Source organism: Promicromonospora sp. AC04 (assembly GCF_003058225.1).
Lineage (GTDB): Bacteria > Actinomycetota > Actinomycetes > Actinomycetales > Cellulomonadaceae > Promicromonospora.
Window position 1 is genome coordinate 344,964 of sequence record NZ_QBUG01000007.1, and the last position, 13,642, is coordinate 358,605.

10 protein-coding genes are annotated in these 13,642 nt (G+C 70.3%); 3 read left to right on the top strand and 7 right to left on the bottom strand.

Annotation, left to right across the window (positions count from 1 at the left end):
- Positions 1-143 precede the first annotated feature (143 nt).
- Genes C8K30_RS19850 through C8K30_RS19875 form a run of 6 tightly spaced genes read right to left on the bottom strand, consistent with a single transcriptional unit; the run spans position 144 to position 7,363 of the window.
- Positions 144-1,682: an ATP-binding cassette domain-containing protein gene (locus C8K30_RS19850; protein WP_233257309.1), complete on the bottom strand. Its 1,539-nt coding sequence runs from the start codon at positions 1,680-1,682 to the stop codon at positions 144-146.
- Between the two features lie 2 nt (positions 1,683-1,684).
- Positions 1,685-3,367 carry an ATP-binding cassette domain-containing protein gene (locus C8K30_RS19855; protein WP_108494626.1) on the bottom strand — a complete coding sequence of 561 codons (1,683 nt, stop codon included), beginning with the start codon at positions 3,365-3,367 and terminating at the stop codon, positions 1,685-1,687.
- On the bottom strand, positions 3,339-3,584 hold the full coding sequence (locus tag C8K30_RS19860) for a hypothetical protein (protein ID WP_108494627.1): 246 nt from the start codon (positions 3,582-3,584) through the stop codon (positions 3,339-3,341). Before C8K30_RS19860 ends, C8K30_RS19855 begins: the two co-directional genes overlap by 29 nt.
- On the bottom strand, positions 3,581-4,600 hold the full coding sequence (locus C8K30_RS19865) for a cytochrome d ubiquinol oxidase subunit II (RefSeq protein ID WP_108494628.1): 1,020 nt from the start codon (positions 4,598-4,600) through the stop codon (positions 3,581-3,583). The genes C8K30_RS19860 and C8K30_RS19865 overlap by 4 nt, the downstream gene beginning before the upstream one ends.
- A complete protein-coding gene (locus tag C8K30_RS19870; protein ID WP_108494629.1) occupies positions 4,597-5,952 on the bottom strand; it encodes a cytochrome ubiquinol oxidase subunit I in 1,356 nt (451 codons plus the stop codon). The genes C8K30_RS19865 and C8K30_RS19870 overlap by 4 nt, the downstream gene beginning before the upstream one ends.
- Positions 5,953-5,965: 13 nt before the next feature.
- Positions 5,966-7,363: an MFS transporter gene (locus C8K30_RS19875; RefSeq protein WP_108494630.1), complete on the bottom strand. Its 1,398-nt coding sequence runs from the start codon at positions 7,361-7,363 to the stop codon at positions 5,966-5,968.
- Between the two features lie 84 nt (positions 7,364-7,447).
- On the opposite strand from C8K30_RS19875, the gene C8K30_RS19880 reads away from it, so the two are divergent.
- Positions 7,448-7,954 carry a MarR family winged helix-turn-helix transcriptional regulator gene (locus C8K30_RS19880; protein WP_108494631.1) on the top strand — a complete coding sequence of 169 codons (507 nt, stop codon included), beginning with the start codon at positions 7,448-7,450 and terminating at the stop codon, positions 7,952-7,954.
- Positions 7,955-7,961: 7 nt separating this feature from the next.
- Here C8K30_RS19880 and dxs read toward each other — a convergent pair whose 3' ends face one another.
- Entirely contained in the window at positions 7,962-9,884 is a 1,923-nt protein-coding gene (gene dxs, locus C8K30_RS19885; RefSeq protein WP_108494632.1) for a 1-deoxy-D-xylulose-5-phosphate synthase, read from the bottom strand.
- 173 nt (positions 9,885-10,057) lie between these two features.
- Between dxs and C8K30_RS19890 the strand changes: the two genes are divergently transcribed.
- Both C8K30_RS19890 and C8K30_RS19895 read left to right on the top strand, forming a co-directional pair.
- Complete coding sequence (locus C8K30_RS19890; protein WP_108494702.1) at positions 10,058-11,509, top strand: GuaB1 family IMP dehydrogenase-related protein; 1,452 nt, start codon at positions 10,058-10,060, stop codon at positions 11,507-11,509.
- A 135-nt stretch (positions 11,510-11,644) separates the two neighbouring features.
- A complete protein-coding gene (locus tag C8K30_RS19895; RefSeq protein ID WP_108494633.1) occupies positions 11,645-13,639 on the top strand; it encodes an NAD(P)-binding protein in 1,995 nt (664 codons plus the stop codon).
- Positions 13,640-13,642 lie beyond the last annotated feature (3 nt).

The following is a 13,642-nucleotide window of genomic DNA, read 5'->3' on the forward strand; positions in this document are numbered from 1 at the left end:
GGCGCCGCCCGGTGCGAGCAACCTGAAATCCCCCGGCTCGGACGGCGGAACCGGGAGCCGCCCGCGAGCAGGAGATCTCGAGGACCATGCCGTTCGGCGCGCAGCCCAGCGACCGCGTCACCCCCGGTCGAGGAGCACTGCCGTCAGTCGAGGCAGAGCTCGATGACTCCCGGCGTCGAACGCCACGTGCTCGGGAGCGAGTGCATCGCGAGGATGACGAAGGTCTTGCTCTGTCCGCGCAGGAGATCCAGCACTCGTGCGCCAGTGGCTTCATCAAGCGCTGCGGTCGGCTCGTCGACCAGGAGGATGTCCGGGCACGCGGCGAGCGCTCGCGCGATGGCCAGCCGATGCGCCTCTCCTCCGGAGAGCTGGCGACCGCCGATGCCAACCGTCGTTCCGGGCTCGATGCCCGCCTCGACGAGATGAACCGATTCCAGGTGCGAACGGATGCCCGTGTCGGTCAGCTCGGGATCACTCAGTCGCAGGTTGTCAGCGACCGTCCCCGAGAAGATGTACTCGTCCGCGGCCACCAGAACCCTCCGAAGGAGCCGCCTGGCGTGTGGGTCCTCGGCTCCGGACGCGAGGGCACGGAGCAACGTGCTCTTGCCCGCTCCGGAACGACCTGTGACGACCAGGACGTCACCACGTCGGGCCTCCCCCCGGACTGCGCGCGCCGAGCGGAACGGCATGGCAGGCAGCGCGTATCCGTCGAACGTGATGCGTGCGCCATCCAGACGGACCGCGAGCGGACTGACGAGCGCTGTCCCCGCATCCGCCCGGACCAGTCGACTGCGTGCGGACGCCCCGTCGCCGCGCGCCTCGATTCCCGCCCGGAGCTGAGACAGCGTCCCCATCGTCCCGATCGCCCCCAGCGCGACGAGCGCGATGGCCGGCCCGCTCATCTCCCTCGACACGCATGCCGCGAGCACCGCGACGACCGTGACCAGGATCATCAGGTCGGCCAGGGCGTGTCTTGACGACCGCCTGGACCGGCGAAGGAAGCGCTCGGCTTCGAGCCTGGTGACTCGTGCCCGGAGACGATCGGTCAGTACGTCCACGGCTCCGATCGAGACCATCTCGTCCCAGGAGTCGACGACGGTCACGACCTCCGTTCGAACCCGCCGACGCGCGTCCTCCTCGTCCCCGTCGCGCGCTGCTCGAACGCCGAGGACAGTGATCGTGAGCGTGAGGACGTACCCGGTGAGCAGGATGAGACCGGCGGCCGGTGAGCCCGCGACCATCACGACAAGAGCGGTGGCGATCAGTGTGCACACGCCGGAGACGATCGGGCCGGTTCCCCGGACCAGATCCATCCCGGCACTGTCGGCGTCGGCCATTGCCTTGTCGAGAGAAGCACCCGACCAGGCGTCGACCTCCGTACTCGACATGGTGCCCATCCGCGAGAAGAACGCGAGTCGCTGTTCGGTCACGCGGCCCAGCGCAGCCCGGTGCAGCATCAGGCGTTGCCCGTACCCGGCGGCGACCCGGCCGAGCGCGAGGGCACGTAGGCCTCCGCTCGGCGCCAGGTACGAGAAGGTGCTGAACGCCGTCGCCCCCGCGATCGCGCAAGCGGTGACGAACCAGCCGGAGTATGCGATCAGCCCGTTGGAGCAGACCTCGGCGAGCGCGGCCACGGCAAGGCCCACCGGGGCTGTGAAGCGATCACGTCGACGCCAGTCCATCGTCACGCCCTCACCCTCGCGAAGGACTTGAGCATTCCGTCCTCGACCAGGTACGTGTTCTCGGCAGCGCGGACGACGCTGTCCGAGTGCGTCGCCACGATGACGGTTCGACCCTGCGTAGCGCGGCGGAGGGCTTCGATGACGCACCGCTCCGACTCCTCGTCGAGGTGCGCCGTCGGCTCGTCGAGAATCCACAGCGGCGCGTCCTGGAGCACGGCGCGTGCGATCGCCACCCTGCGGGCTTCTCCTGTCGAAAGGCCGTGACCGTGCTCGCCGAGGATGGTGTCGAGGCCGTCCGTCAGTCGGGTGATCACCGGCTCCAGCCCCGAGACCCGGATGGCGTGGTCGATCTCGCCCTGGCCGGCCCGCGGGGCAGCGATAGTGATGTTCTCGCGGATCGAGCCGTCCACGATCACGGTGGCCTGACCGAGCCAGACGTGGACACCGGGCCGCGGGTCGACGGCCGTGTCGCCGAACTGCCACTGCACCGACCCGCCTGTCGGAGCCTTCGTGCCTGCGATGAGCGAGAGGGTGGTGCTCTTGCCGCTTCCCGACGCTCCGACGATGGCGGACCAGGTGCCCCCGGCAAAGGTGACGTCGCCCGCGACGACGTCGCTCGGTGCGTTCGGGTAGCGAAAGGTCACCGCGCGCAGCCGGACCTCAGGCGCCCCCGATACGGACGCTCGACGCGGCGTGCGCGGTAGTGCGTCCTCGTTGTCGGCCGAGTACCTGGCGAGCACCCGCGCTGCGGCCTCCGCGCCCTCCTTGTCATGGAAGCTTGCCGCCAGTGTCCGCATCGGCGTGAAGTACATCGGGCAGGCGAGCAGGATCAGGAGCCCGGAGAACAGGCTCAACGGCTGCGAGAACCCGACATGCACGTAGCCCAGCAGCGTCTCGCCGATATACGTGGCATTGACCGCGATCGAGAACGTGATGACCACGTCCATGCCGAGTCCGGAGAGGAACGCCCGCCGGAGGACACCCATCGTCGATCTCTCGAGCTCGTCGGACGCGTGCTCGACCACGTGTCGTCGTCGAGCGACCGCGCCGAGGGTCCTCAGCGTGCTCATGCCGCGGAAGCTGTCGAGAACGGTCGCGCTCAGCCGTTCCGCGGCCTGCTGCCGTTCGTCCATGCCGTCCCGAGCAAAGAGACCGGCCAGACGCAGGTTGAGCGGCAGGAGTGCTGACGACAGCGCCAGCACGATCGCCGCCGGCCAGTGGAGCACGGCGGTGAGCAGGAGGACCAGCAGCATCTCCGCCGGTGCCGACCGTCGTAGCGGGCCGATCGAGGCGTGGTAGCCGGCGATGTCGTCGACCAGGTCCACCATTGCCAGGGATGCGTCCGAGGCGGCCACGGTCGTTCGCCGGGCGTCACGTGGCAGCAGCGTCGTACTGAGCCGGGACCGGACGCCGTCGGCGACCTCCCGGCGGCCGAGGTCTCGGAAGTGCTCGACTCCGCGGTCGGCGAGGACGACCAGCAGCGCCCCGACGGCGAGGACGAGGATGCCCCGGAACGCTTCGTCGGGCGAGCGGGCGACGACCGCGGTGACGACGAGCGCGACTCCGGCCCAGCGGGCCAGCGCGGCGACCGACGACGCGACTCGCAACGACGCGCTCGCCCGGAAGAGCCGCCGAGCCGCGCCGCCGACGTCGGCGTCAGTCATCACCACGGTGCCGGCGTTCATCGACTATCCAGGCGACGCCGGCAGCGATGCAGAGCGCCACCATGCCCGCCGTCGTCAGGAGGTACGAGTGGTACTGCGGGTAGCCGCCGAGCATGCCCTGAGATACGCAGTACGCGACGATGCCGAGAACCGTGTAACCGACCGCCTTCCCTGTCGTCAGGATCGCCGACGTGATCCTCCTGGCTGCGGTGTCGTCAGGGTGTGGCTTCGTGCTCATCGGCGTCGTCCCTCCAGGCTCGGTCGGGTGCTCGGTCCCTCGTCGGGGAGGTGACCGTGCCGTACCGCCTTCTCCCGGAAGACGTGGTGGGCGAACAGGTTGTAGCCCAGTACGAGCGGGATGTTCAGTCCGACTCCGACGAGCAGGAACGTCATGGTGGCGTGCGGGCCGGCCGCCGAAGCGAGGTCGAACCCGGCGCCCACCATCGGGTACCTACCGGCGAGCAAGGCCAGGACGCCGGCGACGACGGCAACCGCGAGCGCTGTGGCGGGCAGCTTCTCCGCTGCGGCGCTTCTGGTCGCCGTTCCGAACGCGACCAGTGCGGTGACGACCCCTGCGGCGGCGAACAGGAGGAATCCGGTGAACGCCCCGACTCGGGCAGAGGTTGTCAGGTTCAGCGGAGCCGCAGTCGCCTGCATCGCCGAGACCACGACGACGAACAGGAGAACACCTGCGATCAGGCTCGTTCGCCCGCGGGCGGCGGCGGCAGCCTGGAGCTCACCGGTGAACTTCCGCACCACGTGCGCGTACCCGGCAGCGGTGTACGCGAGGGCAAGAAGGACCGCGCAGAGCACCGCGAACCAGGCCGCGTACCCGCCTCTCGCCTCGACCGGGGAGGCGAGAGCCCCCAGCGCGAACCCCTGCGCGCCGGCGGCGACGAGCGAGGCCCAGCCGAAGGCGCTCACCCAGCCCGACGACTCGGGGACCTGCGACGCCATCTCGACGGAGACACCGCGCACGATCAGGCCGAACAGCATGACGACGAGCGGAACGTACAGGTGCGGCAGGAGCGTGCCGAACGCGGTGGGAAAGCCTGCCCAGAGGGAGACGCCCAGCAGGATCAGCCAGGTCTCGTTCCCGTCCCAGGCGACGGCGACCTCTTCGAGCATGGCCCGACGACGGTCCGGGCGGCGCTCGACGAGTGAGGCCATGCCGACGCCGAGGTCGTACCCGTCCAGAACCACATACATGAGGAAGGAGAGCAGGACGACGCAGAACCAGAGCGTGGGCATCATCGGACGGCCTCGACCTCAGCGACGTGGACAGCGCTGGTAAGCGGGTCGTCGCGTTCCGGACCGACCCGGACGACGCGCACGACGTAGGTGACATACGCCGCGAGCATGACGAGGTACAGCGCGGTGAACCCCGCGACGGAGAACAGCACCGCCCCGGGCGCGAGGTCCGACACGGCGTCGTCCGTTCTGAGCAGCCCGAACACCACCCAGGGCTGTCGCCCCGCTTCGGCCGTGACCCATCCGCCCAGGATCGCGAGAATGCCGGCCGGCGTCGTCCAGAGCAGGACACGATGGAATCCGTGCGCGGTCCAGAGCCGGTTGCGGAAGCGCAGGACGGTGGCCGTGAACGCGAGCGCGAACATGAGGACGGCGGCCAGGAACATGATGCGGAAGCCCCAGAACGTCGCCGCCATGTCGGGCCGGTCGGCCGCATCGGTCATCGACAGGCCCGGCATCCCGGTCCGGCAGGTCAGGTCCTTCGCGATGAAGCTGCCGAGACACGGGACGTCGAGCTGCGCGATGTTCGTCGCGGCCTGCTGGTCCGGGATCGCGAAGAGCACGAAGCTGGTGCTCCCGCTCTCCCAGTTGCCTTCGAGCGCTTCGAGCTTCGAGAGCTGCGAGCCCAGGACCGCCCCCGAGACCGAGTCGCCGAGGAACAGCTGCAGCGGCATCAGGACGGCGGCGATGCCGAGCGCGATGGACAGGGAACGCCGGGCGAAGGCGAGGGCGCGACCCTTGCACAGGTACCACGCGGAGATGCCTGCCACGAAGAAGCTCGCCGAGATCAGCACGGCCACGACCATGTGGGGCCACCGCCAGATGAACGACGGGTTGAAGATGACCTGCCACCAGTCGACGGGCTCGAAGTAGCCGTGGACGAGGTGGTAGCCGGCCGGCGTCTGCATCCACGAGTTCGCGGCGATGATCCACGTGGACGAGAGCAACGTGCCCAGCGAGACCATGACTGTCGCGATGAACATGGTGCGCTCCTTGACGCGACCGTCCCCGTAGAGCAGCACGCCGATGAAGCCCGCTTCGACGAAGAAGGCGGTCACGACCTCCATGCCGATGATCGGGCCGATGATCGCGCCGGTCCTGGCTCCGTACTGGCCCCAGTTCATCCCCATCTCGAAGGTGATGACGGCCCCTGCGACGACGCCGATGGCGAACCCGACGGCGAAGATCCGTCGCCAGAAGCGGAAGGCCTGGAGGAACACCGGCTTCTTCGTTCGCCAGTACATGCCGTACACGACCGAGAGCAGGATCGACAGCCCGACCGTTATCGCGGGGAACGTCATGTGGAACATGACCGTGATGGCGAACTGCCAGCGCGAAAGATCCAGAAGGCTCATCTCGGCTTCTCCTTCAGACCTCGACGGGCATCGGCCGCGCGGCCTGCTCGGTCGAGGTGAATCGCGGCAGGATGCGCAGCAAGGCGACAAGGAGGGCGACGATCGCCAGCTGTGTGCCGATCGCGGTTGCGAAGGCGGCCGGAACGCTCACCGTCGCCATCGTCACGTAGACGGTCCCGAGGATGGCCACTCCGAGGGCGAGGCTTGCCTGCTGGACGGTGATGAGCACGCCGCTCCCCACTCCACCCAGGTGCGCCGGGACGTCCGCCAGGACGACGCGGAACAGGCCGGAGAACAGCATGGACTGGCCACCCCCCATCAGCACGAGCGGGACGGCGAGCGACCGGAGACTCACCTCCGGCCAACCGGTGGCCACGATGAGGATGAGGGCGGCCAGACCGACGGCCTGGATCGTCCCACCCGCGGCCAGCGCGCCGCGGCCGAACCGATCGATGAGACGCGGGCTGAGCACCGAGCCGAGGAAGAAGAACACGGCCATCGGCAGGATCGAGAGCCCACCGCGCAGCGCGTCGTTGTGCAGCCCGTCCTGGACCAGCAGCGCGAAGACGAACATGAAGGCGCCGAACCCGATGCTGAAGAGGCCGATCATCGGCAGGCCCTTGCGCATGGACGGCAGCTTCAGGAGCGAGGGCGGCAGCAGGGGTACCCGCCCGGCGCTCTCGGCACGGTGGGCGACGGCCACGGTGATGACGGCGAGAGCCACGGCGGCCGCCAGTGACAGCCAGGTCCAGGACGGCCATCCACTGGCCTGCCCCTCGGTCAGGGGCAGGATGAGCGCGGTGAGCGTCGCCGCGAAGAGCACCGTGCCGACGAGGTCGATCGCGATCGGGTGCGGGGACTTGTTGGCCGGGACCGTGCGCGCCGCGATCAGCGCGGCAAGCCCGATCGGGACGTTTACGAGAAAGATCGGCCGCCAGGACAACCCGGCGACGTCGGCGCTGACGAGCAGCCCGCCTGCCAGCTGTCCGACGACCGCGGCGATGCCGGACGTCGCTCCGTAGAGCGCGAGAGCGCGAACCTTCCGCGGTCCGTCCAAGGTCGAGTGGAAGGTAGCCAGAACCTGTGGGACGAGGGCTGCGGCTGTCATGCCCTGAACGATCCGGGCCGCGACGAGGAAGCCGATTGTCGGCGCGATGCCGCACGCGAGGGAGGCGACGATGAAACCCGCCAGGCCGATCCGGAACAGCGTGTGGCGCCCGTAGCGGTCGCCGAGCCGGCCGCCGAGCACGAGCATCGCCGCATAGGCGATCCCGTACACGGAGACCACTAGCTCGAGCAAGGCGGGTGACGCTCCCAGGTCCGCGTCGATGGTCGGGAGCGCGACGTTGACGATGAAGAAGTCGGCGATGGGCAGGAAGGCTCCCGCCAGCAGCACGAACACGAAGCTCATGACAGCTCCTAACACTTATGTGATCATCAGTATCTCGTGATCAGTATTACCCCATAAGTATGTGGTGGCAAGTAGGCTGGTGCCATGACGACACGTGGCCATCGAACTCAGGCCGACCCGGAGCCGGCGCCAGAGCTCTGGTCCGAGCTCGCCGATCTCGTACTGCGCATCGCACGCGAGATCCAGTTCCGCGGCTACACCGACCCGGACGCGGTGACCCTCTCGACGTCCGAAGGCATGGTGATGCGCCATCTGCAGCGCGGCGACGGGACCACTCCGACCCTGCTGGCCGAGGAGACGGGGCTGCAACGGACGAACCTGTCGGTCGTGCTCCGCGGCCTGGAGAGGAAGGGCCTGGTGGAGCGAACCGTGTCACCCCGGGATCGCCGCTACGTGACCGTCAGCGCTACCGAACGCGGTCACCGGAACTACGAGCTCGTTCGCCAGGAGTGGGCTCGCGCAGTGTCGGAGGCGGCAGGCGGCGATGCCCAAGACCTGCAGGCCGCGACCTCCTTGCTCCGCACGATCGAGTCCGGGCTCGTCGAGACGCGACCGGCAACGTCCGGTCGTTCAGGAGCAAGGGCCGAGTAGCAGGCTCTCAGAGCAACGCGAGCGCCGCGAGGGCGTCCCGGGTGGCGTCTGCCGCCGTCATGCGCTGCGCCCGGACGATGTGGTCGCGGCTCGCGTGGTCGAGGAACCGGACCGGCAGGCCCATGTGCACCTGCGGCGTGCTGATGCCCTGCTCGCCCGCGCGCTGCGCCAGCATGTCGCCCACGCCGCCGTCGACCACGCCGTCCTCGAGCGTGACCACCAGGTCGTGCTCGCCGCACAGCTTGACCAGGTTCTCCGGGACCGGCAGCACCCAGGTCGGGGACGCGACGGTGGCCTCGACGCCGTGCGCCGCGAGCGCCGCACCGGTCTCCATGGCGCAGGCCGCCATGGAGCCGACGCCGACGACGAGCACGCGCCGGGCCGTCCCGCCGGTCGAGCCGCTGCCAGTGGTAGAGCCGGTCGGGGCCCCGGCCGCCGGGGAGAACCGGCCCACGACGTCCACCCCGTCGAGCTCCTCGACGGCCGGGATGTCCTCGCCGACCGCGCCCTTCGGGTAGCGGACCACGGTGGGCGCGTCGTCGACGTCGACGGCGGCACGGAGGGCGGCGCGCAGCGTCGTCTCGTCGCGCGGGGCGGCCAGGCGCAGGCCGGGGACGATGCGCAGCATGGCCATGTCCCACATGCCGTTGTGGCTGGCGCCGTCGTCGCCGGTGATGCCGGCGCGGTCCAGGACAAAGGTGACGCCCGCCTTGTGCAGGGCGACGTCCATCAGGACCTGGTCGAACGCGCGGTTCAGGAACGTGGCGTAGACGGCGACGACGGGGTGCAGGCCGGCGAAGGCCATGCCCGCGGCCGACGTCGCGGCGTGCTGCTCGGCGATGCCGACGTCGAAGGTGCGCTCCGGGAACTGCTCCTGGAAGGGGGCGAGCCCCACGGGGTGCAGCATGGCGGCCGTGATCGCGACGACGTCGGGCCGGCGGCGGCCGATCTTCACGATCTCGTCCGCGAAGACCTTGGTCCAGCCGAACCGGCTGGGCGCGACGGGGAGCCCGGTCTCGGGGTGGATGACGCCGACGGCGTGGAACCGGTCGGCGATGTCCTCCTCGGCGGGCTTGTAGCCGCGGCCCTTCTCGGTGATCGCGTGCACGATCACGGGGCGGCCGTACGCCTTGGCGCGGCCGAGCGCGCGCTCGAGCGCCTCGGTGTCGTGGCCGTCGACGGGGCCGATGTACTTGATGCCCAGGTCCTCGAAGAGGCCCTGCGGCGCGACGACGTCCTTGAGGCCCTTCTTCAGGCCGTGCAGCCAGCGCCACGCGAAGCGTCCGGGCGGGCCGGAACGATGCAGGGCGCGGGTGCCCCAGCTCAGGAAGGCCTCGTACCCGCGCGTCGTGCGCAGCGTGTCGAGGTGGTTGGCGAGGCCGCCGATGGTCGGCGAGTAGGACCGGCCGTTGTCGTTGACGACGACGACGAGCTTGCGGTCCCGGCTCTCGGCGATGTTGTTCAGCGCCTCCCAGGCCATGCCGCCCGTGAGGGCGCCGTCGCCGATGACGGCAACGACGTGGTCGTCCTTGCCGCGCACCTGGTTGGCCTTGGCGATGCCGTCGGCCCAGGACAGGGCGGTGGAGGCGTGGGAGTTCTCCACGACGTCGTGCTCGGACTCCGCGCGGCTCGGGTAGCCGGACATGCCGCCGCGCTTGCGCAAGTCGGAGAAGTCCTGGCGGCCCGTCAGGAGCTTGTGCACGTACGACTGGTGGCCGGTGTCGAACACGAGGCTGTCGCGCGGCGAGTCGAAGACCCGGTGCAGGGCGATGGTCAGCTCGACGACACCGAGGTTGGGGCCGAGGTGCCCGCCGGTGCGCGAGACGCTCTCCACGAGGAATCTGCGGATCTCCTCGGCGAGCTCCGGCATCTGGCCGGGCGTCATCGCCCGGACGTCCTCGGGCGAACGGATGTCGCTCAGCAGACCCATGCGCGTCCTTTCGTCGTGCCCGGTGAGGGGCGAATCGGGGCCCCACTCTAAAGGGCGCCGACCACTCCACTGTGCCACGGACGGCGCGTATCCCCTGCCTGTCTGCGATACCTCCACAACGATGTGGTCGGACTCATAGGCACAGCGAGAAGAACTCTTTACTCTTGGTGAACGTGCGATTCCTCCCCGAGCAGACCCCGGCCACCGACCTCACCTACGGCGATGTGTTCCTCGTCCCGTCCCGCTCGGACGTCACGTCGCGGTTCGACGTCGACCTCGCGTCCGACGACGGCACCGGCACCACGATCCCCGTGGTGGTCGCCAACATGACCGCGGTGGCGGGCCGGCGCATGGCCGAGACGGTCGCGCGGCGCGGCGGCATCGCGATCATCCCGCAGGACGTCCCGGCGGACGTCGTGGCGGGCGTGGTCGCGGACGTGAAGGCCAAGGACCCCGTCATCGAGACGCCGGTGGTGGTCGCCCCGCAGGACACCGTGCACAGCGTGCTGACGCTGCTGGGCAAGCGCGCGCACGGCGCCGCCGTCGTGGTGCAGGACGACCGGCCCGTGGGGGTCGTGACGGAGTCGGACTGCGCCGACGTCGACCGGTTCACCCGGGTGTCCGAGGTGATGTCCGCCGAGCCCCGACTCCTGGACGCCGCCCTGCTGGACGGCCCGGGCGGGCTGGAGGCCGCGTTCGACGTGCTGCACTCCGCCCGGCTCGACCTCGCCCCCGTGGTCCGCGACGGCCTGCTGGCCGGGGTGCTGACCCGCAAGGGCGCGCTGCGCTCTTCGATCTACTCCCCCGCGCTCGACTCCTCGGGGGCCCTGCGGATCGGCGCCGCCGTCGGCATCAACGGCGACGTCGCCGCCAAGGCCAAGGACCTGCTCGCGGCGGGCGTGGACGTCCTCGTGGTCGACACGGCGCACGGCCACCAGACCAAGATGCTCGCCGCCCTGGACGCCGTACGCTCCGTTGACCCGACGGTGCCCGTTGTGGCCGGCAACGTGGTCACGGCCGAGGGCGTGCGCGACCTCGTGGCCGCCGGCGCCGACATCCTCAAGGTCGGCGTGGGCCCGGGCGCGATGTGCACCACCCGCATGCAGACCGGTGTCGGACGCCCGCAGTTCTCCGCGGTCCTGGAGTGCGCTACCGCCGCGCGCGAGCTCGGCAAGCACGTCTGGGCCGACGGCGGCGTGCGCCACCCCCGCGACGTCGCCCTCGCGCTGGCCGCCGGCGCGTCGCAGGTCATGGTCGGCTCCTGGTTCGCCGGCACCTACGAGTCGCCCGGCGACCTGAAGGACGACGGCACGGGCCGGCTCTACAAGGACTCGTTCGGCATGGCGTCCGCCCGGGCGGTCGCGGCCCGCAACTCCGGCGCGGGCACCGCGTTCGCCCGGGCCCGCAAGGCCCTGTACGAGGAGGGCATCTCCACCGGCAAGATGTACCTCGACCCCGCCCGCCCGGGCGTCGAGGACCTGCTCGACGAGATCACGTCCGGCCTGCGCTCGTCGTGCACCTACGCGGGCGCCCGCTCGCTGGCCGAGTTCTCCGAGCGTGCGGTCGTCGGCATCCAGTCGGCCGCCGGCTACCAGGAGGGCATGCCGGTCGCGACGAGCTGGTAGGTAGCTCTCGGCCCGTGGGCGGGAGAGCGTGCCGCAGCGGAGATCACCCGGGCAAATGTCGACTACGGCGTGTTATGCGCCGATTGGTCCGGGAGCACGTGCTTTCCTCATGAGCCCACCCATGATGGGAGCCCGATGGCTCGGTCATCGTCTGCCCGGCCCCGCGGCCGACGTCGGCACTTCGTCCTCTTCGGCGAAGGGCCGATCAGCTACCGCCTCGCCGACCACCTCACCCGCGACCACGGCGCCTCCGTCACCGTCATCCTGCCTGCCGACGACGGCCGCTACGCGGCGCTGATCAAGGAACGGCTGCCGCACCTCGGTGTGAAGGTCACGGTGGCGGCCCGGCCGGACGACTGGCGGTTCGAGGAGGCCGGCGGACACCACGCCGACGCGTTCGCCCTGGTGTCGGAGGACGACGCCGCTAACGTCGCCGCGTGGCTCGCCGTGCGCGCCATGTGGCCGACGAAGCGGGTGGTGGTGCGGATCGACGACCAGCGGCTCAAGGAACGGCTGCAGCAGTTCGTCACCGACGACCCGAGCACGGTCTACGCCCGCACCGTGCACGTGCTGTCGCCGTCCGCGGTCATGGCGCCACTCCTGGTCGCCAGCGCGCTCGGCGAGCCCCGCCCGGTGAACGTCCCGGGGGCGGACCTCGTCATCGGCAAGCCGCCGGCCGACGACGCCCAGCCGGAGGATCATGAGGGCTTCGAGCCCTTGCTCGGCCTCTTCGGACGGATGGAAGCGACGCCGCCCAGGAGCACCGTGCAGCTCGCAGACCTCCGCGAGACGGTGCGCACGTACCAGCGGACGTGGACGGTACGGTTCCGCAGGCGAGCCCGGGTCACGCCCCCGAGCGACGTCGTCGTCCTGCCGCCCCCGAGCTCGCCGCGAACCCGCCTCGTGCTGGGGCGATGGAAGCAACGGCCCTGGTGGCGCAGACGCCACCCGACCCCCGCCGAGCTCGCGGCGGCCGAACCTCGACCGCAGCAGCGAGGGTTGCGGCTCCTCGCGTTCGCCAAGGGCCTGGGCGTCGGCATCTGGGCCCTTGCCGCGACGGGCTTCGTCCTGGTCGTGGGGGCCGGCGTCGTCGGGAGCCTGCTGGGGGACGACGGACTGGAGCTGTCCCTCTACCAGTCCGTCGTCAAGGCGCTGAACGGTGTCGAGCCGGACCTGAAGAGCGAGAGCTGGCAGCGGTGGATCGACTACACGCTGGCGATCCTCGCGGCGACGATCGTGCCCGTCGTGACCGCTGTCGTCATCACGTCGTGGCTGTTCAACCGCACCCAGCTGACCAACGAGCGTGGACCTGCCCGCCGCATGTCCCGGCACGTGGTGGTCGTCGGGCTCGGTGACCTGGGCGACAAGGTGTTGCTCGAGCTGCGCCGGCAGCGCATCCGGGTCGTCGGGGTCGACATCGATCCCAACGCACCGGGCGTGGCGACCGCGCACCGGCTCGGCGTGCCGGTGGTGATCGGGGACGCCCGGAACGAGCAGGTCATGTCCGACGCCCACGCGGGCAGGGCCCGGGCCGTGCTGGCGCTCTCCGGGAGAGACGCGGTGAACATCGAGGCCGCCCTCGCCACGCTGCACCTGTCCATCAAGTACGAGGCGGGCCTCAAGCGGTGGCTGCAGGCCCGCCAGGCACGGTGGATCGCCTGGCTGGTCCCCGGCCCCGTGAAGCGGGAGCTGCGCGTCGGAGCGAACGTCGAGTCGAAGACCTTCAGCGAGCGCCTGACCGACGTCCTGGCCAGCACCAGCAAGACCGATCTCAAGCAGCTCGAGCACATCGCCAACGCGCACAACGCATCGGACATGACCTACGCGATGTTCGCGACCGCGGTCCTCGGCGCGACACCGCTGGACGTCGTTCCGTACGGGAAGAAGGTGCTCGTCGTGGCCGAGGTCGTGATCGAACCCGGCTCGGCGTTGGAGAGGCAGCGCACAGAGACGGTCGGGTCGCGACACCAGCTCCGCCTGCTGGGGTTTGCGGCCGACCGGCCCGAGCGCTTCGAGTCCTACCCCTCACCCGACAACACGCTCTGGGCCGGGCGCCGCCTCGTCACGATCGGGACACCGGAGGCGATCGCCGTGCTCGCCCGGGACGCTTCCGTCCGCCGCAAGGGGTGACGC

What these genes read in the sequence shown, in the direction of transcription:
- C8K30_RS19870 (WP_108494629.1), bottom strand. Translation starts at nt 5,952, where the DNA reads ATGAGCCTTCTGGATCTTTCGCGCTGGCAGTTCGCCATCACGGTCATG.
- C8K30_RS19855 (WP_108494626.1), bottom strand. Translation starts at nt 3,367, where the DNA reads ATGAACGCCGGCACCGTGGTGATGACTGACGCCGACGTCGGCGGCGCG.
- C8K30_RS19865 (WP_108494628.1), bottom strand. Translation starts at nt 4,600, where the DNA reads ATGATGCCCACGCTCTGGTTCTGCGTCGTCCTGCTCTCCTTCCTCATG.
- dxs (WP_108494632.1), bottom strand. Translation starts at nt 9,884, where the DNA reads ATGGGTCTGCTGAGCGACATCCGTTCGCCCGAGGACGTCCGGGCGATG.
- C8K30_RS19860 (WP_108494627.1), bottom strand. Translation starts at nt 3,584, where the DNA reads ATGAGCACGAAGCCACACCCTGACGACACCGCAGCCAGGAGGATCACG.
- C8K30_RS19875 (WP_108494630.1), bottom strand. Translation starts at nt 7,363, where the DNA reads ATGAGCTTCGTGTTCGTGCTGCTGGCGGGAGCCTTCCTGCCCATCGCC.
- C8K30_RS19895 (WP_108494633.1), top strand. Translation starts at nt 11,645, where the DNA reads ATGGCTCGGTCATCGTCTGCCCGGCCCCGCGGCCGACGTCGGCACTTC.
- C8K30_RS19880 (WP_108494631.1), top strand. Translation starts at nt 7,448, where the DNA reads ATGACGACACGTGGCCATCGAACTCAGGCCGACCCGGAGCCGGCGCCA.
- C8K30_RS19850 (WP_233257309.1), bottom strand. Translation starts at nt 1,682, where the DNA reads ATGGACTGGCGTCGACGTGATCGCTTCACAGCCCCGGTGGGCCTTGCC.